The organism is Citrobacter telavivensis (assembly GCF_041807075.1).
Classification (GTDB): domain Bacteria; phylum Pseudomonadota; class Gammaproteobacteria; order Enterobacterales; family Enterobacteriaceae; genus Citrobacter_A; species Citrobacter_A telavivensis.
In genome coordinates this window covers 44,455-64,779 of record NZ_JBGUBF010000006.1, presented here as the reverse complement: position 1 = coordinate 64,779, position 20,325 = coordinate 44,455, and the positions used below count along the sequence as shown (strand labels likewise).

18 protein-coding genes and 2 pseudogenes are annotated in these 20,325 nt (G+C 55.0%); 7 read left to right on the top strand and 13 right to left on the bottom strand.

Going from position 1 to position 20,325, the window contains the following annotated elements:
* Positions 1–44: 44 nt before the first annotated feature.
* Complete coding sequence (gene plsB, locus ACERJC_RS20240) at positions 45–2,465, top strand: glycerol-3-phosphate 1-O-acyltransferase PlsB (RefSeq protein ID WP_373672361.1); 2,421 nt, start codon at positions 45–47, stop codon at positions 2,463–2,465.
* A 134-nt stretch (positions 2,466–2,599) separates the two neighbouring features.
* On the opposite strand, the gene ubiA is transcribed toward plsB, so the two are convergent.
* From ubiA to malK, 5 genes are all read right to left on the bottom strand, one after another.
* Positions 2,600–3,472 (bottom strand): 4-hydroxybenzoate octaprenyltransferase, encoded by an 873-nt coding sequence (ubiA, locus tag ACERJC_RS20235; protein ID WP_373672360.1) that lies wholly within the window; start codon positions 3,470–3,472, stop codon positions 2,600–2,602.
* A 12-nt stretch (positions 3,473–3,484) separates the two neighbouring features.
* On the bottom strand, positions 3,485–3,982 hold the full coding sequence (gene ubiC / locus ACERJC_RS20230; protein WP_178824113.1) for a chorismate lyase: 498 nt from the start codon (positions 3,980–3,982) through the stop codon (positions 3,485–3,487).
* A gap of 180 nt (positions 3,983–4,162) precedes the next feature.
* Positions 4,163–5,107, bottom strand: coding sequence for a maltose operon protein MalM (gene malM / locus ACERJC_RS20225; protein WP_373672359.1), 945 nt, complete (start codon positions 5,105–5,107; stop codon positions 4,163–4,165).
* Between the two features lie 192 nt (positions 5,108–5,299).
* The gene (locus ACERJC_RS20220) at positions 5,300–6,625 is read right to left on the bottom strand and encodes a maltoporin (protein WP_373672358.1); all 1,326 of its coding nucleotides are present in this window, start codon (positions 6,623–6,625) and stop codon (positions 5,300–5,302) included.
* Between the two features lie 74 nt (positions 6,626–6,699).
* Complete coding sequence (gene malK / locus ACERJC_RS20215; protein WP_042321056.1) at positions 6,700–7,809, bottom strand: maltose/maltodextrin ABC transporter ATP-binding protein MalK; 1,110 nt, start codon at positions 7,807–7,809, stop codon at positions 6,700–6,702.
* Between the two features lie 368 nt (positions 7,810–8,177).
* Here malK and malE point away from each other — a divergent pair, with 368 nt between their 5' ends.
* From malE to malG, 4 genes and pseudogenes are all read left to right on the top strand, one after another.
* Positions 8,178–9,368: a maltose/maltodextrin ABC transporter substrate-binding protein MalE gene (gene malE, locus ACERJC_RS20210; protein ID WP_152401414.1), complete on the top strand. Its 1,191-nt coding sequence runs from the start codon at positions 8,178–8,180 to the stop codon at positions 9,366–9,368.
* A gap of 10 nt (positions 9,369–9,378) precedes the next feature.
* A pseudogene (locus ACERJC_RS20205) lies at positions 9,379–9,540 on the top strand (hypothetical protein); the annotation flags it as partial.
* Entirely contained in the window at positions 9,495–11,039 is a 1,545-nt protein-coding gene (malF, locus tag ACERJC_RS20200) for a maltose ABC transporter permease MalF (RefSeq protein ID WP_152401412.1), read from the top strand. The pseudogene ACERJC_RS20205 and the gene malF, both read left to right, overlap by 46 nt.
* Before the next feature lie 153 nt (positions 11,040–11,192).
* Positions 11,193–12,083: a maltose ABC transporter permease MalG gene (gene malG / locus ACERJC_RS20195; protein WP_373672357.1), complete on the top strand. Its 891-nt coding sequence runs from the start codon at positions 11,193–11,195 to the stop codon at positions 12,081–12,083.
* 44 nt (positions 12,084–12,127) lie between these two features.
* Here the strand turns inward: malG and ACERJC_RS20190 are convergent.
* Positions 12,128–12,253: pseudogene (locus ACERJC_RS20190) on the bottom strand (hypothetical protein); the annotation flags it as partial.
* Between the two features lie 116 nt (positions 12,254–12,369).
* Positions 12,370–12,780: a phosphate-starvation-inducible protein PsiE gene (gene psiE, locus ACERJC_RS20185; RefSeq protein ID WP_046493883.1), complete on the bottom strand. Its 411-nt coding sequence runs from the start codon at positions 12,778–12,780 to the stop codon at positions 12,370–12,372.
* A 140-nt stretch (positions 12,781–12,920) separates the two neighbouring features.
* Between psiE and ACERJC_RS20180 the strand changes: the two genes are divergently transcribed.
* Together ACERJC_RS20180 and ACERJC_RS20175 are read left to right on the top strand one after the other, a co-directional pair.
* Positions 12,921–13,430 carry a GNAT family N-acetyltransferase gene (locus tag ACERJC_RS20180; protein ID WP_178826236.1) on the top strand — a complete coding sequence of 170 codons (510 nt, stop codon included), beginning with the start codon at positions 12,921–12,923 and terminating at the stop codon, positions 13,428–13,430.
* 10 nt (positions 13,431–13,440) lie between these two features.
* Complete coding sequence (locus ACERJC_RS20175) at positions 13,441–13,905, top strand: acyltransferase (protein WP_178826234.1); 465 nt, start codon at positions 13,441–13,443, stop codon at positions 13,903–13,905.
* 12 nt (positions 13,906–13,917) lie between these two features.
* Here ACERJC_RS20175 and ACERJC_RS20170 read toward each other — a convergent pair whose 3' ends face one another.
* The 6 genes from ACERJC_RS20170 to pgi all read right to left on the bottom strand — a co-directional run bounded on the left by ACERJC_RS20170 (position 13,918) and on the right by pgi (position 20,133).
* The gene (locus tag ACERJC_RS20170) at positions 13,918–16,014 is read right to left on the bottom strand and encodes a YjbH domain-containing protein (RefSeq protein ID WP_373672356.1); all 2,097 of its coding nucleotides are present in this window, start codon (positions 16,012–16,014) and stop codon (positions 13,918–13,920) included.
* Positions 16,014–16,751 carry a capsule biosynthesis GfcC family protein gene (locus ACERJC_RS20165; protein WP_371895963.1) on the bottom strand — a complete coding sequence of 246 codons (738 nt, stop codon included), beginning with the start codon at positions 16,749–16,751 and terminating at the stop codon, positions 16,014–16,016. The genes ACERJC_RS20170 and ACERJC_RS20165 overlap by 1 nt, the downstream gene beginning before the upstream one ends.
* Positions 16,748–17,386: a YjbF family lipoprotein gene (locus ACERJC_RS20160; protein ID WP_286632454.1), complete on the bottom strand. Its 639-nt coding sequence runs from the start codon at positions 17,384–17,386 to the stop codon at positions 16,748–16,750. The genes ACERJC_RS20165 and ACERJC_RS20160 overlap by 4 nt, the downstream gene beginning before the upstream one ends.
* Positions 17,387–17,449: 63 nt before the next feature.
* Entirely contained in the window at positions 17,450–17,692 is a 243-nt protein-coding gene (gene yjbE, locus ACERJC_RS20155; RefSeq protein ID WP_042321038.1) for an exopolysaccharide production protein YjbE, read from the bottom strand.
* A gap of 345 nt (positions 17,693–18,037) precedes the next feature.
* Entirely contained in the window at positions 18,038–18,394 is a 357-nt protein-coding gene (locus tag ACERJC_RS20150; protein ID WP_373672355.1) for a hypothetical protein, read from the bottom strand.
* Positions 18,395–18,486: 92 nt separating this feature from the next.
* Positions 18,487–20,133: a glucose-6-phosphate isomerase gene (pgi, locus tag ACERJC_RS20145; RefSeq protein WP_286632456.1), complete on the bottom strand. Its 1,647-nt coding sequence runs from the start codon at positions 20,131–20,133 to the stop codon at positions 18,487–18,489.
* Between the last annotated feature and the right edge of the window lie 192 nt (positions 20,134–20,325).

Genomic DNA, 20,325 nt, shown 5'->3' with positions numbered 1-20,325 from the left:
CTTGCAACGCAATTGCATTATTAACCAGAGGCTTTACATCGTTTATGTCCGGCTGGCCACGAATTTACTACAAAATCCTGAATTTACCATTAAGCGTACTGGTAAAAAGCAAGTCTATTCCGGCAGATCCTGCCCCGGAGTTAGGACTCGATACCTCTCGTCCAATTATGTACGTTTTACCGTACAACTCCAAAGCGGACTTGCTGACGCTGCGCGCGCAATGCCTGGCGCACGATCTCCCCGACCCATTAGAGCCGCTGGAGATCGATGGCACGCAGTTACCGCGCTATGTGTTCATTCACGGCGGACCGCGGGTGTTCACCTATTACACGCCGAAAGAAGAGTCCATTAAGCTGTTCCATAACTATCTCGACCTGCATCGCAGCAATCCGGATCTGGATGTGCAAATGGTGCCGGTGTCGGTGATGTTTGGACGCTCACCGGGTCGCGAGAAGGGTGAGGTTAACCCGCCGCTGCGTATGCTTAACGGCATCCAGAAATTCGTTGCCGTCTCCTGGCTGGGTCGCGACAGCTTTGTCCGTTTCTCTCCTTCCGTCTCCCTGCGCCGCATGGCCGATGAGCACGGCACGGATAAAATCATTGCGCAGAAACTGGCACGCGTGGCGCGTATGCACTTTGCCCGTCAGCGACTGGCTGCTGTGGGGCCACGTCTGCCTGCACGTCAGGATCTCTTCAACAAGCTGCTGGCGTCCAAAGCGATTGCCCGCGCGGTAGAAGATGAAGCGCGCAGCAAGAAAATCTCCCATGAAAAGGCGCAGCAAAACGCGATTGCGCTGATGGAAGAGATCGCCGCCAACTTCTCATACGAGATGATTCGCCTGACTGACCGTATCCTGGGCTTCACCTGGAACCGGCTCTATCAGGGGATTAACGTTCACAACGCTGAGCGCGTGCGCCAGCTGGCGCACGACGGGCACGAAATTGTCTATGTTCCCTGCCACCGCAGCCACATGGACTATCTGTTGCTCTCTTACGTGCTCTACCACCAGGGGCTGGTGCCGCCGCATATTGCCGCGGGTATCAACCTGAACTTCTGGCCGGCAGGCCCGATCTTCCGCCGCCTGGGCGCGTTCTTCATTCGTCGTACCTTTAAGGGCAATAAGCTCTATTCCACCGTCTTCCGTGAGTATCTGGGCGAACTGTTCAGCCGCGGCTACTCGGTTGAATACTTTGTCGAAGGCGGTCGTTCCCGTACCGGTCGTCTGCTGGATCCGAAAACCGGCACGCTGTCGATGACTATCCAGGCGATGCTGCGCGGTGGCACCCGTCCGATCACCCTGGTGCCGATTTACATCGGTTACGAACACGTGATGGAAGTGGGAACCTATGCCAAAGAGCTGCGCGGGGCAACCAAAGAGAAAGAGAGTCTGCCGCAGATGCTGCGTGGCTTGAGCAAGCTGCGTAATCTCGGTCAGGGCTACGTGAACTTTGGCGAGCCGATGCCGTTGATGACATACCTGAATCACCACGTGCCGGAGTGGCGCGAGTCTATCGATCCCATCGAAGCCGTGCGTCCAGCCTGGCTGACGCCAACGGTGAACGGGATTGCGGCAGAGCTGATGGTGCGTATTAACAACGCGGGTGCGGCAAACGCCATGAACCTGTGCTGCACCGCGCTGCTAGCTTCTCGTCAGCGTTCGCTGACCCGCGAGCAACTGACCGAGCAGCTCAACTGTTATCTGGATCTGATGCGCAATGTGCCGTATTCCTCTGATTCGACCGTACCGTCTGTCAGCGCCGACGATCTTATCGATCACGCGTTGCAGATGAACAAGTTCGAAGTCGAGAAGGATACCATTGGCGATATCATCATTCTGCCGCGCGAGCAGGCGGTGCTGATGACCTACTATCGCAATAACATCGCGCATATGCTGGTGTTGCCTTCACTGATGGCGGCGATCGTCACCCAGCATCGTCATATTTCCCGCGAAGCGCTGCTGCAACACGTTGACGTGCTCTACCCGATGCTGAAAGCCGAACTGTTCCTGCGCTGGGAGCGTGATGAACTGGCAGGCGTGATTGACGCGCTGACGGCTGAAATGCAGCGTCAGGGGCTGATTACCGTTCAGGACGACGAGTTGCATATCAACCCGGCCCACTCCCGCACGCTGCAACTGCTGGCGGCGGGCGCGCGCGAAACGCTGCAACGCTATGCCATCACCTTCTGGCTGCTGAGCGCCAACCCGTCTATCAACCGCGGGACGCTGGAGAAAGAAAGCCGCACCGTGGCGCAGCGTTTGTCCGTGCTGCACGGTATCAACGCACCGGAATTCTTCGACAAGGCGGTGTTCAGCTCACTGGTGCTGACCCTGCGTGACGAGGGTTACATCAGCGATACCGGCGATGCGGAACCGGGCGAAACGATGAAGGTGTATCAGATGCTGGCGGAGCTCATCACGTCGGATGTGCGCCTGACGATTGAGAGCGCAACACAAGGCGAGTAATACATAGAAAAGCCGGTCGAGATGACCGGCTTTTTTTATGTCAGATTGCCGGATGGCGGCGTTCCGCCTGATCCGGCCTACATCGGCTTACCGTCTGGTAGGCCAATAAGCGCAGCGCCATCGGACAAGATGCTTTATAAGTGCCAGTAACTCATCGCCAGACCGATAAAGAGTACCAGTCCCACGTAGTTATTGTTCATGAACGCTTTGAAGCACGCTTCACGTTCGCGGTTGGCAATCAGCTTCTGCTGCCAGACAAACAGCGCGCCAGCGACCAGTACAGACCCGTAATAGCCCAGCCCCAGGCCGTTCAGACAACCAATCAGGGCCATCAGCGCCAGCACCGCCACCTGCAAGATACCGATGATCAGCTTGTCATGCTCGCCAAACAGAATGGCGGTCGATTTGATGCCGATTTTCAGATCGTCATCGCGGTCAACCATCGCGTACTGCGTGTCGTAGGCCACCGCCCACAGAATGTTGGCCAGGAACATCAGCCAGCAGCTCAACGGTACCGATTCACTCACCGCCGCGAAGGCCATCGGAATCGACCAGCCAAACGCCGCCCCCAGCACCACCTGCGGTAGATGGGTGTAGCGCTTCATAAACGGATAGACCCACGCCAGCGCCAGCGCCGCAATTGACAGCAGAATGGTCATGGTATTGAGCGTCAGCACCAGTAGAAACGAGAGCACCACCAGCACGACAAACAGCGTCCGGGCCTCTTTCTCCGTCACCGCGCCGCTGGGCAACGGGCGGTTCGCCGTGCGTTTAACGTGCCCGTCGAATTTCCGATCGGCATAGTCATTAACCACACATCCGGCGGCACGCATCAGCCAGACCCCGGCGACAAACACCGCCAGGATCCACAATTGAGGGACTCCAGGGGTCGCCACCCACAGCGCCCACAGCGTCGGCCAGAGCAGCAGTAAGGCGCCGATGGGCTTATCCGTACGCATCAAGCGGTGAAACGCCAGCAGCTTATTCTGCGTCAGACTCCACTCCATTTTATTTTCCTCTTAGTACAACGGTGATGCGGGTAAAAACAGTTCGGTCAACATCAGCGGCTTACCGCTCAGTCGCAGTCGGGAACGGCGTCCCCACAGCCCGGCATCACAACCAATTTCAATAAAATCTCGGGTCAACGTCGATGATGTAAACAGATAACGCCCCAGCGGGGTCTTGCCCAAATTTTGTAAGGCCAGCTCAGGGCCAGACAGCGTGGATTCGGGCACCACGGTGCGTCCGGCCAGCCAGGGTTCATCATCGGCACATAACAGGATTTCACGCAGCCAGTAGCGGGTTTCTTTTGGCAGTCGGGTTAGCTCTTCCACCACCTCATGTTGACCCACAAATCCTTCCCTGATCAGTGTCACAGTGACCCGTTTTCCCTGCTGCTCAAAACGTTTTGTCATGGAATCTTCCAGTAGCAGCCAGTCGAGCTGTTCTGGGTCCAGGGCGGGGATCTCTTCAAAATAGCGCAGCGCACGCAGTTGCGTTAACGCGGGGTGTGACATGCCTGACTCTCCGTTTCATAACTGAAAGGCATTGTATCGCAGAAAAGAGCTTACGGGAGATGGAAACATAATTAAGTGATCTGTTGCGCAACAGAAGCGTAACAAGTCGCAGGAAATGCTAAAAAAAAGGTGCGCCAGATGACGCACCAGTTGTTGCAAATCAGCAATGTGGGGAGAACATTACCCCTTGCCTTTTACACTGCTGATAAAGGTGGAACGGGCAGATGTCGATCCCAGACGTTCAGCTTCATCAAGCAGTTTCAGCGCTTTATCAACGTCGCCTTTGGCAACGGCGTCTTTAATCGCTTTGTTAAAGTAGCTTTCGGTGTCATTCAACATCGGCTCGCTTTTCTTGGCAGGTGCAGGAGCCACCGCCGGCGCGGCAACAGGTGCAGCATAGGTCGGCGCAGGGGCGGCAGTATTCCCCACCGTCACCGGACCTGGGCCGGAAGAACCAAACAGTGGCCCCACCAGCACGCTGGAGCTGCTGTTGGTTTTCACTTTCAGCTTCAGCAGGCCGTCGGTGGTATGACGGGCAATCGGATCCGGAATATCCGGAACAGAGTTACCCACCCCTTTGGCATAGGCTTTCGCCGGGTCGAGCAGTTTGGTGGTCTGCTGGAGATCTTTCTCGGTCGTAAAGACCAGAACATAAAGTTTCTGCTGGCCCAGCGCTGGCGTCAGGCGCATAACCCCTTCCAGGCGATCCGCGCTCATCACGCCGGGCTCCTGGTAGGTGAAATAGCTGCTCGGGAAGAACGCAGAAGGCGTCATGTTCTGATCAAGAATCAGGACGTTGGGCGCAAATACGCTGGTCTGTTTGTTCACTTCGCTGGAGAGCGTGATGTTTAACTCCCCAATGTTCGCCGGTACGCTGTAGGCGGCAACCGGACCGGAAATTCCGGCCACGTCAAGACGCTGACCGCCAGTCGAAAGCTGCGTCGTTTGCGTGTTGGACTGGTCAACCGGCGTCCAGGTTAACTGCTGGAGCGCAGCCGTCGGAATCGTCGGCGCAGCGCTGGTATTTTGCGGCACATAGTTAACGTCAGCCAGGCTGATGCCCGGCGCACTGGCAAATAACCCTGCGGATAAACAAAGGGCGACGAGACTTTTCTTCATTTTCATTGTTATCACCTCAGAAAGCGTGGGTTCAGCGGTGGCCAGGCAATAGCGCGCTAAACCAGATGATGCCGGATGGCGGCGGACGCCTTATCCGGCCTACAAACTGGTGCCGTAGGCCCGATAAGCTTGCGCCATCGGGCATTGCAGCAGTTTGGGAGGGGCTTTCGCCCCTCGTTACGTCAGGTTAGTGCTGGATTACCACCAGATTTCCATCTGGGCACCGAAGGACCACTCATCGTTGTCACCACGGCTGAAGGTATGCGCGCTGGTATCGCTGTAGGCGATGCCGTTGTCGTAACCCCATTTTTCATCCCACTTCGCGTAGGTCGCGAAGACACGGATAGCCGGGCGAGACCAGATGCTGTCGCCAGCCTGCCATTGTTGCGCCAGGGTGATTTTGTACTGGTTGTTGGTGTCGTCGGTACGCTGAGATTTCACGTTGTCGTAGCCGACTTCCATCAGGGTGCTCATGATCGGTGTCCATTTGAACATCGGACGCACACCCACGGTGTACCAGGTTGAACCGTTGTTATCGTCACGATCGATATCCTGATACATACCGACGTACATCAGATCCCAACGGTCGCCCAGGGAGATCGCACCGTGGTCGAGGATACGCACCAGAGAACCGTTGTTGTTGATTTCGTTGTTAACTACGCCGATTTCAGTATCAGGATTGTAGCTATTACCCGTGAAGGAGCCCTGTGGGATCCCTTTACCCTGGGTGGTCATTGCGTCAGTCGCGTACTGAACGACAAACTTGTTGTAGCCTTTCAGCATGCTCTGGGTATGTTCAGCGGTGAACATCCAGCCGTCTTTGGTGGCGCCGTCGGCATAGCTGTAACCGTCCGTTTTGTTCGCGCGACCGTAGTCAACACCCAGCTCCAGCACGCCGTCCGGGTTGGTTTCCAGACCAGCTAAACGCACGTCGAACACGTCGTTGGCGGTGTCTTTGTAATCGCGATAGACATCGTTGCTGCTAAAGATGTACGAGCCGCCCGCTTCCTGAGAACGGGTGGCAGCCAGAGACAGCTTACCGAAGCCCAGGTCGATGTTTTCAAGACCGGCGCCAGGACCCGAGATATCCCAGTAGTAGAAGTCGATCATGTGAACGTCATGACGCTGATAGAAGCGCTTACCTGCCCAGATGGTGGAGCCTGGCAGCCAGTCGATCAGGTTTTTACCCTGTACGTTAGCTTCACGGAACGCCGGGTCAGTGGCTTCCCAGTCATTTTGCTGTGCTACAGAGTAGGCAACGTTGGTGTCAAAATAGAAGCTCTTATCACCCTCTTTCCACACTTCCTGACCCAGTTTCAGTTCCGCATAGGTTTCACATTCGTTACCAAGACGGTATTTACTTTGAGCACCGGTTGCCTGGAAACATTGTTGTTCGCCGCCACTACCCGTCCAGCCGATACCGGAACGAGCATAACCATGGAAATCCACTGCTATTGCCTGAACAGACATAATGCCTGCTGCGACGGCAACCGCCAGGGGGAGTTTGCGCAGAGTAATCATCATTCTATCTCCTGAGATCATTGCTTTTCTTTGAACGCTTCACCGTAGGGCTTTGCGCTTTTTTTTAATGGGACACCTTAAACGCCTGGCTCTTTATGCAACCGACGACATGCAGTGCCATCTTCACGGAACAGATGACAACGCTCTGGCGGCAGGCCAATAGCGAATGTGGCGCCCTCTTCTACCAACACCACGTCGTTCTGGCGGTACACCAGGTTTTGACGAATGGCGGGGATCTGGATATGAATCTGTGTTTCGTGACCAAGCTGTTCGACGACCTGAACCTCGCCTTCCAGCGTGACATCGGCGATATCACTGGGTAACAGGTGTTCAGGACGGATACCTAACGACATGTTTACGCCCACCTGCACATCACGGCTGTCGACCGGCAGCCAGACGTGCTGACGGTTCGGTAGTTCAACCTGGACCTGGTCGATGGCCGTCGCGGTGACTTTCACCGGCAGGAAATTCATCTTCGGCGAACCAATAAAGCCCGCGACGAAGCGGTCTGCCGGGTAGTGATATAGTTCCAGCGGTTTACCGATCTGCGCGACGCGACCCGCGTCCAGCACCACGATTTTGTCGGCCAGCGTCATCGCTTCGACCTGATCGTGGGTAACGTAGATCATCGTGCGCCCAAGGCGCTTATGCAGACGGGAGATCTCGATGCGCATCTGCACACGCAGCGCGGCATCGAGGTTAGAGAGAGGTTCATCGAGCAGGAACACGCGCGGTTCCGCCACCAGCGTACGGCCAATCGCCACGCGCTGGCGCTGCCCCCCCGAGAGGGCTTTCGGTTTACGCTCCAGCAGGTGCGCCAGTTGCAGCACTTCCGCAACCTGGTTAACACGCTGATTCATCACCTCTTTTTTCGCGCCCGCCAGTTTCAGGCCAAACGACATATTTTCGGCAACGGATAAATGGGGATAGAGCGCGTAGGACTGGAAGACCATACCGACGCCACGTTCCGCGGGTGGGATATCGTTCATGCGGGTTTCCCCAATATAGAGGTCCCCGCTGGTAATTGTTTCAAGTCCGGCAATCATACGGAGCAGGGTCGATTTGCCGCAGCCTGACGGTCCAACAAACACCACGAATTCCCCTTCGTGAATGTCGAGATTGATATCTTTCGATACCACCACGTCACCCCAGGCTTTCGTTACATTTCGCAGCTGTACGCTCGCCATGCCTTCTCCCTTCGTTACAACCTGTCATTGACAGCAACATTCATGATGGCCTGACTATGCGGGATTCACTGCGTGCGTAAATCCTCCACCCCCGGCTTTTTCATGGGGGAGGAGTCGGGAGGATGAGGGAAGGAAGTCTGAGACCCTGGCCGGGGGAGATCGCGTAATTTCGTGAAGTCCCCCGCAAAAATGAGTCTATTTTTATGTGCGCCAGTACGCATTACTCACATTTCTGCAACACAGATCACATAAAGAGGGGGTGGGGCGTAGGGGTAAGGAGGATGGAAAGAGGATGTCAAATAAGGAGACTGAGTCACGTTGAATCACTGAAGTCATACCACGAGCACATCACCAAAAGGATGGCAGATATGAAGATCAAGACTGGCGCACGCGTTTTCGCATTGTCCGCCCTCGCAGCAATGATGATTTCCGCACCGGCTCTGGCCAAAATCGAAGAAGGTAAACTGGTTATCTGGATTAACGGCGATAAAGGCTATAACGGCCTGGCCGAAGTCGGAAAAAAATTCGAGAAAGACACCGGTATCAAAGTGACCATTGAACACCCGGACAAGCTGGAAGAGAAATTCCCGCAGGTTGCGGCAACCGGTGATGGTCCGGACATCATCTTCTGGGCGCACGATCGTTTTGGCGGTTACGCACAGTCTGGCCTGCTGGCTGAAATCACCCCGGAAAAAACGTTCCAGGACAAACTCTATCCCTTCACCTGGGATGCAGTGCGTTATAACGGCAAGCTGATCGCCTACCCCATCGCGGTAGAAGCGCTGTCGCTGATTTACAACAAAGACCTGGTGCCGACCCCGCCGAAGACCTGGGAAGAGATCCCGGCACTGGATAAAGCGCTGAAGGCGAAAGGTAAGAGCGCCCTGATGTTCAACCTGCAAGAACCGTACTTCACCTGGCCGCTGATTGCTGCCGACGGCGGTTACGCATTCAAGTTTGAAAACGGCAAGTACGATGTGAAAGATGTGGGCGTCGACAGCGCAGGCGCGAAAGCGGGCCTGGGTTTCCTGGTTGACCTCATCAAGAACAAACACATGAACGCGGACACCGATTACTCCATCGCAGAAGCGGCCTTTAACAAAGGCGATACGGCGATGACCATCAACGGTCCGTGGGCCTGGTCGAACATCGACAAGAGCAAAGTGAATTACGGCGTCACCCTGCTGCCGACCTTCAAAGGCAAACCATCTAAACCGTTCGTGGGCGTGCTGAGTGCCGGTATTAACGCCGCCAGCCCGAACAAAGAGCTGGCGAAAGAGTTCCTTGAAAACTACCTGCTGACCGATCAGGGTCTGGAAGAAGTGAACAAGGATAAACCGTTGGGGGCCGTGGCGCTGAAATCCTATCAGGAGCAGTTAGCGAAAGACCCGCGCATCGCGGCCACCATGGATAACGCCCAGAAAGGCGAAATCATGCCGAACATCCCGCAGATGTCTGCGTTCTGGTACGCCGTGCGTACGGCGGTCATCAACGCCGCCAGCGGTCGCCAGACGGTTGACGCGGCGCTGAAAGACGCGCAGGGCCGTATCACCAAGTAATGCTGTCGATGTGCCTGATGGCGCTGCGCTTATCAGGCCTACAAACGTCTGTAGGCCGGATAAGGCATTTATGCCGCCATCCGGCACATTTACGACAAGATTTCACCGTTGTAGAGGAAGATCCCCATGGATGCCGTTAAAAAGAGTCACTGGTGGCAGAGCGACATGCTGAAGTGGTCCGCGATCGGACTGCTGGGCCTGCTGGTGGGTTACCTTGTCGTTTTAATGTATGCACAAGGGGAATATCTGTTCGCCATCATGACGCTGATTTTAAGCTCTGCTGGCCTGTACATTTTCGCTAACCGTAAGGCCTACGCCTGGCGTTACGTTTATCCTGGCATGGCGGGTATGGGACTGTTCGTTCTGTTTCCGCTGATTTGCACCATCGCCATCGCTTTTACCAACTACAGCAGCACCAACCAGCTCACTTTCGAACGCGCCCAACAGGTGCTGATGGACCGCTCTTATCAGGCGGGTAAATCCTATAACTTCGGGCTCTATCCGGCAGGTGAAGAGTGGCAACTGGCCCTCACCGACGGCGAAACCGGTAAGAATTACCTCTCCGACGCCTTTAAATTTGGCGGCGAACAAAAACTGGCGCTGAAAGAAACGGACGCCCTGCCAGAGGGTGAGCGCGCGACGCTACGCATCATCACCCAGAATCGCCAGGCGCTGAACCAGATTACCGCCGTGCTGCCCGATGACAGCAAAGTGATCATGAGCTCGCTGCGCCAGTTCTCCGGCACGCAGCCGCTGTACGCGCTCGCCGATGACGGCATGTTAACCAACAACCAGAGCGGCGTGAAATACCGTCCCAATAACGACATTGGCTACTACCAGTCCATCAATGCGGACGGTAACTGGGGTGACGAAAAGCTCAGTCCGGGCTACACCGTGACCATCGGCTGGGATAACTTTACCCGCGTCTTCACAGACGAAGGGATCCAGAAGCCGTTCTTCGCCATCTTCGTCTGGACCGTGGTGTTCTCGGTGCTCACTGTCATCCTGACCGTGGCGGTCGGGATGGTGCTGGCGTGTCTCGTTCAGTGGGAGTCGCTGAAAGGTAAAGCGATTTACCGTGTCCTGCTGATTCTGCCGTACGCCGTACCGTCGTTTATCTCGATTCTGATTTTCAAAGGCCTGTTCAACCAGAGCTTTGGTGAAATCAACATGATGCTAAGCGCGCTGTTTGGCATCAAGCCGGCATGGTTTAGCGACCCGACCACCGCGCGTTCGATGATTATTATCGTCAATACCTGGCTGGGCTACCCGTACATGATGATCCTGTGCATGGGTCTGCTGAAAGCGATTCCGGACGACCTGTACGAGGCGTCGGCAATGGATGGCGCGGGCCCGTTCCAGAACTTCTTTAAGATTACGCTCCCGCTGTTGATTAAGCCGCTGACGCCGCTGATGATCGCCAGCTTTGCCTTTAACTTTAACAACTTCGTGCTGATTCAACTGTTGACCAACGGCGGTCCGGATCGTCTCGGAACGACCACGCCAGCCGGGTATACCGACCTGTTAGTAAGCTACACCTACCGCATCGCCTTTGAAGGCGGCGGCGGACAGGACTTCGGCCTGGCGGCGGCAATCGCCACGCTGATCTTCCTGCTGGTCGGTGCGCTTGCCATCGTGAACCTGAAAGCCACCCGCATGAAGTTTGATTAATCAGAATCACCAGGCGTAATTGGCGCAGCCAGTCTGGATGCTGCCAGCGCGGAAGAACCGAAGCGTACACGCAGTACGTGAGGATTCTGAGCACTGCCAGCGTTCAGAATGGCAAGTGAAATAGCCTGGAGCGATGTTAAGGAGTAAAAAATTATGGCTATGGTACAACCGAAATCTCAAAAATTGCGTCTTTTCACGACGCACCTGTTACTCCTGATTTTTATCGCGGCCATCATGTTCCCGCTGCTGATGGTTATCGCCATCTCGCTGCGTGAAGGTAACTTTGCCACCGGGAGCCTGATCCCGGAAAAAATCTCCTGGGAGCACTGGCGACTGGCGCTGGGCTTCAGCGTTGAACATGCTGATGGCCGCATCACGCCGCCCCCCTTCCCGGTTCTGTTATGGCTGTGGAACTCGGTGAAAATCGCCGGAATCACCGCGATCGGCATTGTGGCGCTGTCAACGACCTGCGCCTACGCCTTTGCCCGTATGCGTTTTCCCGGTAAAGCCACGCTGCTTAAAGGGATGCTGATTTTCCAGATGTTCCCGGCGGTGCTGTCGCTGGTCGCGTTGTACGCGTTGTTTGATCGCCTTGGCCAGTACATTCCGTTTATTGGTCTGAACACCCATGGTGGGGTGATCTTCGCCTATCTCGGCGGTATCGCTCTACATGTGTGGACCATCAAGGGCTATTTCGAAACCATCGACGGGTCGCTTGAAGAAGCGGCCGCACTGGATGGCGCAACCCCGTGGCAGGCTTTCCGCCTGGTGCTGTTGCCGCTGTCGGTGCCGATTCTGGCGGTGGTCTTTATTCTGTCGTTCATTGCCGCCATTACCGAAGTGCCGGTTGCCTCACTGCTGCTACGTGATGTGGACAGCTACACCCTGGCCGTCGGGATGCAGCAATACCTCAACCCGCAAAACTACCTGTGGGGCGATTTTGCCGCTGCGGCCGTGCTTTCTGCGATTCCGATCACCCTGGTCTTCCTGCTGGCACAGCGCTGGCTGGTCAACGGCCTGACGGCGGGCGGAGTCAAAGGTTAAGTTTCATTGAAGTCCCTGTAATGCCACTGCACCCTCAACTTGTTTTATCCAACTTGTGACTGTAATTCGGCGCTCCACGGAGCGCCTTTTTTTTGTCTGCCGGATGGCGGCGTTGCCTTATCCGGCCTACAGACGTTTGTAGGCCTGATAAGCGCAGCGCCATCAGGCAATCACGACACACATTGCCTTATCCGGCCTACTCACTTTTTACTCGCGCTCCAGCCCATTGTAGGCCTGATAAGCGCAGCGCCATCAGGCAACCACGACACACATTGCCTTATCCGGCCTACTCGCGCTTCAGGCGTTTTGAATTACACATCCAGAGCGTGATCACCAGTAGCAGGATCGCCGCCGAATAGATCAGCACATCGAGAGGGGATTTGTGATCGACAATGATCAGCCGGACGATCGCGGTGATCCCGATATAGATGAAGTAGCGCAGCGGAAAGTGAAAGCCTGACTGAAAGTACTTCACAATCAGCGCGATAAATTCGAAATAGAGAAAGTAGACAACCAGCCCTTCCACCAGCTCATACTTGCTGGCTTGTTCAGGCGCGAAGAGCACATCTGCCAGATGCAGCGTCTCTTTACCGAGGAATACGACCAGGATCATACCCAGACTCAGCAGCCCAAGGTTCAACACGGTCTGTAGGATCGTGGAGATAAACTCCACGCGCGGACGAGAGAGTGACGTCATAACAGCACCTCGATCTCAGTGGTGAGGTTCCTGTATAACGCAAAAATGTGACGGAGATCTATATTTTTTGTTTATGTTTTGTGCAAAAGGAAAAGGATGCAACAATCCTTCTGACCCTAACATCCTGAAAGGAAAACGAAATGCTCCGGTTTCAAATGGCAACACCTGACGATGCCAGCCTGCTAAGCTCGATGGGATATGCCAGCTATCGTCATCATTTTGCCCATTTGTGGAAAAATCCGCACGAACTGGCCGCTTATCTTGAACAGGAATATTCCCTGTCGGCAATCGCCAGCAGTTTCGCGGAATCGGACACCTTCTGGCTTATCGCCTTTGCCGACACCCCAATTGGTTTTGCGAAGTATTCATTGCATCAGGCCATTGAGCCGCAGGGCCCGGTTGGGACATTGCTGCATAAGATCTACCTCCTGCCTGGCGAAACCGGAAAACAGTACGGCGAACAGATTTTTGCCGAAGTGGTTCGCCAGGCCAAAACGCAAGGGGAAACGCGGATCTGGCTGGATGTTCTGGCGGATAACCCGCGGGCACGCCAGTTCTATGAGCAGCAGGGAATGACGTTTGTGAAAGACACTTTTTTTACGACCACGTCACAGACCGCTACGCTTCACGTCATGGAAAAACAGCTCTGAGAGAACCAAAATGGCAATGATTCGTCAGTCCATCATCCGCAATGTCGCCTGTGGTGAAAATGTGGTGATTTATGAACCCGCCAATCTCTACGACTGCCGGCTTGGCGACAACGTTTTTGTCGGCCCCTTTGTCGAAATTCAGGGAAATACGCAGATTGGCGCAGAGACAAAAATCCAGTCACATACCTTCATTTGCGAATATGTCACCATCGGTTCCCGCTGCTTTATCGGCCACGGAGTCATGTTCGCTAACGATATGTTTCGGGAAGGAAAACCTAACTCAGACAGCAGCAGTTGGGGACGAATTATTCTTGGTGACGATGTCTCCATTGGTAGCGGCGCAACGATACTGGCGGTCAGTATCTGCGATGGCGTAGTTATCGGTGCGGGTAGCGTAGTGACCCGATCAATCACTGAAAAAGGCGTATATGCAGGTAATCCAGCCAGATTATTACGCCGTCTTCCAGCTGGATAATGCCACGCTACTTCAGCGGAAATTCACGCTTTTATCGCTGGTCATGTCATACAGCTGGAACTTACGTCCAAGCTGCTGACCCCCATCACGCGTCAGCGGCGTCCAGCCCACTGCCGCACGGCTGCGGGTCGGACCGGTAGAGAAGAGATCCAGCGGAATCGACACGTAGACGCCTTTGGTGAAATCCCCTTCGCCATACTCATCCGGCGAGACGTTAGTGAGAGTGGCGTAACCACCGACCACCACGCCGCTGTCGAAGCGTTTAGAGATATCCAGCGTGCCGCCTTTATCCCCCGCCAGATACTGACCGACGCTCGCTTTCACCAGCACGTCCTGGGCGAATGATGGCGTCCAGTAGGCCGTCAAGTGTCCGGTCTTCACGCTGTAGTCGGTGAATTTCATCATGTCCTGTGCGCTGCGCCAGTCACGCTGCTTCACGTAGTTGGCATCCAGGCCAAACGCCCAGTTGCTGTCGACCGGACGGTACAACACTTCCGCTCCCGCCCCGCCGTACATGGTTTCAAGATAGCCGCCGTAAACCTGACCATAGAAACCATTACCGAAGTACTGGAAGTAGTTGGCCTGCAGGTTATTCACGTAAACGTCGTTCTGTACGTATTCACGCACGCGGGTACGCACGCGCGGTAGCTTCGAATCGTTCGGCGGGTTGGTGTAGTTAAATTTATCGTAGTTATTGGCAAGGTTGCCAAACAGGCTGCCGGTGGTCAGCAGGTGGTCGGTGACCCACAGATCCGCCGTCGCCATCACGCCCAACTGGTACATGTAGAAGTTTTCCGGCCCCCCCACGGACTGGTTCAGCACCGGATCGAGATGGAAGTCAAAGCGCGATTTATCGATATACCAGCCCTGTTCGGTACTTTCCGGCACTATCGGCTCGAGGCGTTTTTGCGCCAGCGGCGTTTCCTGCCCCAGCGGTTCGCCTTCCAGATGGCGTTTCAGGCTGCTGACGTCCGTTTCGGTGGTCACCTGCGGCAGATTGAGGCGATTTTCCGTCACGCGGATCGTGCGGATCCCCTCCGGGAGATCGTTCATGACGATCCGATTCGCTCGTTCGATCCCTTCACGCGAGTCGCGGTATTTCACCTGCTCGCCCGTCACGTACAGCGTGTCGCCCTTCACCTGAATCTGCGGATCCGCCAGTCCGGCGTTGTATTTCAGCAGCGTCAGTTGGTTCGCTACCACCGAGTGTTGCAGGATCGGGTCCTGCGGCTCCGGCTGATATTTCGGCCGCGCGTTATCGTTATACGATGGCCGCAAATCGTTGAAATTGGTCCGCAGCGTCACCCCAAACATAAAGGTGTTACCGCGTTCGTAGCTGAGGTTAACGTCGGCCCAATCGGTGACGCGGTAAATGGTGCCGACGTTAAACTTGCTTTTTTGTTCCAGCTTGCCCGCGAAGTCCTGCTGGTAGTTGTTGCCCTCATATTCCAGCTTCAGTCGCAGCGGTTGCCACGGCGTCTGGTACTCAACACCGCCAAACAGCGACGCCGGACCGTGAAACATCTGACTGCCGTCAATAGAGCCGGCCTGTTTATAGCTGTTATCGCGGTAGCAATATTTATCGCTGTACGAACAGAGCGGATTGCTGACGTTGCCGCTGGTCCCCAGATAACCCCAGCCGAGGCCAAGCGAGAAATCAAACGGTCCCCAGGCTTTATTCGCCACGACGTATTCCGCATCGAACAGACCGGTCCCACCGATATCCCGCGCGCCGACCGACACCTGCGGTGTCCAGTAGCTCTCTTCCCACAGCCGCAACTTCAGGTCGAACGCCTTATCTTTGTAGGTCTGATTGCCCGAGAACGACTCGACGCTACTGTACGGTTTGGTCCGCACGTCGGTGTAGCGCAGCGTGGTTTCCAGCCAGGGGAAAAGCTGCACGGACGCGGAGTAATAACGGTACTGATCGTTATCGCGATAGTTGAGACTTAACTCCCCTTCACGCGCCATGCGCGCGGTTGGTGTCTGTAATAATCCCACGCCGCCAAAATCCGACTGGGAGGGCCCAATCGGTGCCGGATACGTTTCGGCATGGCAGGCTGCGCTGATGCCCAGCGCCAGTAAGCTAAGCAGATGTGTTTTTTTCATTATTCGGGTATCCGCTGCGTCAGGGTGTGAAGAATGTCGGCGTTAAGCGCTTCCGGTTCGCTGCTCCAGAAAGCGTCATCCAGGCCGACAAAAATGATGCTGCCGGGCATCGGCTCAACGTGACGCTTATTCCAGTACGCAACCGGCACTTTCTGCGTTCGTCCATCGGGATAAACCACCCATGCATAGCTGCGATCTGCACCGCTGAGCCGCTGTTGTCCCTCGAGATAGCTGACAACATCGCGTCCTGGCATAAACGGCTGCTTTCCGGGACGGCTTATCAGACCAAAGACTGTGACGTCCGTCGGCTGCGCGCCTACCCACAGCGTGTAGTTGCCCTGCAATGGCGGATTGCCGCGCTCGCTGACCCGCACAATGTCCGGATCGAGATTTACCCACTGTCGACCTGCCACCTTCAGCGCCTGAATTTGCTGGCGCAACGCGTTAATGGCGGCGGCATCCTCCCCGCTCTCTTCGCCGCTTAACACCGCCAGACGCCCCAGCAGCGTCTGCTGCTGACGCTTCGCCGCCAGCGTCGCGTTCTCTTCCGCGATCGCTGCGCCGGGCCACCAACTGTTCGCCAGTCTGGGCTGTCCCACCAGATCGATAAGGTGTTCAGCGCCGGTAAGTGTTTTTGGTTCGGCACTCCCAGCGCTGAAAACCTTAACGGTTCCCGCAGCAAAAACAGATGACGCGCTCAGACTGAAGATCAGCGCCGCAATAGTCCGTTTCATCATGATTTTGCCGCCTTAATCAGCGTGGTTTTCACCGGGAAATAGTTCGCCCCCAGATATTGCTCCGACTGGCGGATTTGCCCTTCGTCATCGACCCAGTAACGGTTATGCCAGCGAGCCTGATCGGTCGTGACGGCTTCATCCAGCACGCGAACCGGGGTCTCTTCGCTGCCGACTTTTACCGTGTCGTTGCCATCCCATGTAAAGACCGAGCGCGCGGTGGCATAGCGCACCTGCTTGTATTCGGTCCAGCCCATCGTGCGTGTCCAGGTCGCACCGTCGACTATCTGATTCGGTTTATTCAGCGGGTCATCCGCGAGGTTATTCACGTCGATGAGGTTGTCGCCGCCCAGCAGCGTCTTCACCAGACGACCGTGCTGGGTCACGAGGGTGGCCTGATCCTGCGTCACCCATTTCTGCTGTCCGTTCTCTGCGAAAGCGAGCACCACAAACAGCTGCGGCCCGCCGTTAAGCTGCATGTACTGGCTGGCGTAGGGCATGTTTTGAATGTCATCGTCCGTTAGCTGTACGCCGGGCGTGCCAAACAGACTGTCCCACAGTGAGTTGCCCAGTTGCTTTGTCGTGGCTGAGCATGCCTGTAACAGCAGGCAAAGTAGTATGAGTGCAGGTCGCTTCACGACTCTTCTCCAGAGGGGCAAAATAACCACACCGAAGTGTGGTTAGGATTAAATGTACCGATCTTACTGGGTACTGGTGGTCGTGGTGGTGGTGGTCCCGGTATTGGAACCGTCACCGCCGCCGGTTGCCGCAAGCGCGACACCCACCGCCGAACTTACGGTGCTCACGCTGGATGCGGAGGAGCTACCCGCCGACACCGACGTTGCTGCCGACCCTGCCGCTTCACCCACCTGAACGGGGGCTGCATAGACAGAACTCGCCGCAAGCGCAGATATGGCAAAAATGCCATACAGAACTTTTTTCATAACAATTTCCCTTCATTGAATGAATGGAGATTTACCCAAAAGCATTTCGGGCGGGATCGAGTATACACAACTAAAGCATGCGAATTACGGCAGGGGGAAATAGCAAGGTGGTTTTAGGATAATTGGACTTTTGCTGAACAATTCATTTTTATAAAAATAACAATAATCATTAAAAACAGTATATTAACATTAAATCCATTTAGCTAAACGATCCGTATTATCCTAAAATAACACTGGGTTATTTTACGGTTATTTATTATTTTAGGATTATGCTCAATATAAAATTGCGGGAAACAACACGGACAACCGGAATTATCTTATAAAAAAGCCGATAATAATATCGGCTCATTTCATTATTAACTTTCCTGATGGCGCTTCGCTTATCAGGCCTACGTTATGGACCTGGTCGGATACACCATCCGGCACGTCAATGCCTGATGGCGCTTCGCTTATCAGGCCTACGTTATGGACCGGGTCGGATACGCCATCCGGCACGTCAATGCCTGATGGCGCTTCGCTTATCAGGCCTACGGTATAGACCTGGCCGGATACACCATCCGGCACTTCAATGCCTGATGGCGCTTCGCTTATCAGGCCTACGTTATAGACCGGGCCGGATACGCCATCCGACACTTCAATGCCTGATGGCGCTTCGCTTATCAGGCCTACGTTACAGACCGGGCCGGATACGCCATCCGACACTTCAATGCCTGATGGCGCTTCGCTTATCAGGCCTACGGTAGAAAGTAGGCCGGATAAGACGCATTAGCGTCGCCATCCGGCACTGCGCCAGATTAACGCCAGTTTTTATAACGGTTAATCAATCCGTTAGTCGAGCTGTCGTGGCTTTCAATCGCTTTATCATCTTTCAGCTCCGGCAGAATGCGGTTCGCCAGCTGTTTACCCAGCTCAACGCCCCACTGGTCGAAGGTGAAGATGTTCAGGATGATGCCCTGAGTAAAGATTTTGTGCTCATAGAGCGCAATCAGCGCCCCCAGGCTGAACGGAGTGATTTCACGCAGCAGGATGGAGTTGGTCGGGCGGTTGCCTTCGAACACTTTGAACGGCACAACGTGGTCAAGCTGAGCCGGATCTTTACCCTGGTCACGGTATTCCTGCTCAACCACTTCACGCGATTTCCCGAACGCCAGCGCTTCCGTCTGGGCGAAGAAGTTAGACAGCAGCTTCGGATGGTGATCGGACAGCGGGTTATGGGTAATCGCCGGGGCGATGAAATCACAAGGCACCATTTTGGTTCCCTGGTGAATCAGCTGATAGAACGCGTGCTGACCGTTGGTTCCCGGTTCACCCCAGATGATTGGGCCCGTCTGGTAATCCACCGGGTTGCCGTTACGGTCAACGTATTTCCCGTTAGACTCCATGTTGCCCTGCTGGAAATAGGCCGCGAAACGGTGCATGTACTGGTCATACGGCAGGATCGCTTCGGTTTCTGCACCGAAGAAATTGTTGTACCAGATACCAATCAACGCCAGCAGCACTGGCAGGTTGTTCTCCAGAGGCGTGGTCGAGAAGTGCTTATCCATCGCATGCGCGCCGGACAGCAGTTGCACAAAGTTGTCGTAACCGACGGACAGGATGATCGACAGACCAATCGCTGACCACAACGAGTAACGACCGCCCACCCAGTCCCAGAACTCGAACATATTGGCGGTATCGATACCGAACTCACCGACCGCTTTCGCGTTGGTAGACAGCGCGGCGAAGTGTTTCGCAACGTGTTTTTCGTCACCGGCGGTTTTCAGGAACCAGTCACGCGCGCTATGGGCGTTAGTCATGGTTTCCTGCGTCGTGAAGGTTTTGGACGCCACGAGGAACAGGGTGGTTTCCGGGTTCACTTTCTTCAGCACTTCGGCGATATGGGTGCCGTCGACGTTAGAAACAAAGTGCATATTCAGGTGGTTTTTATACGGACGCAGCGCTTCGGTCACCATGAACGGGCCGAGGTCGGAGCCGCCGATACCGATGTTAACCACGTCGGTGATCGCTTTACCGGTATACCCCTTCCACTGGCCCGAAATAATGGCTTCAGAGAAGGATTTCATCTTCTCCAGCACCGCGTTGACTTCCGGCATCACATCTTTGCCGTCCACGATAATCGGGGTATTGCTACGGTTACGCAGCGCCACGTGCAGCACGGCACGATCTTCAGTACGGTTGATTTTCTCGCCGGAGAACATGGACTTGATGGCGCCCGCCAGATCGGTCTCTTTCGCCAGATCCTGCAGTTTCGCCAGCGTCTCTTCGGTGATGCGGTTTTTGGAGTAATCCACCAGCATCAGATCGTCAAACGTTGCGGAGAATTTGCTGAAGCGATCGCTATCCTTCGCGAACAGATCCGCGATAGTAACGTCCTTCATGTCGTCAAAGTGTTTTTGTAGTGCCTGCCAGGCAGAGGTCTGCGTTGGATTGATGTTTTTCATTAGCAATACTCTTCTGATTTGAGAATTGTGACTGGGATCGATTGTAACGCCAGTCACAGAAAAGTGTGATTGTTTTAGTGCCGTTGCCTGGCCACGGTCAAATGCCGCCGAAAAGTATCGTTGTTATAAGCACCATTACTGAGGCTAAACGCAGCATGAAAAATCCGCATAATCCCGGCGTTGACAGTCCAG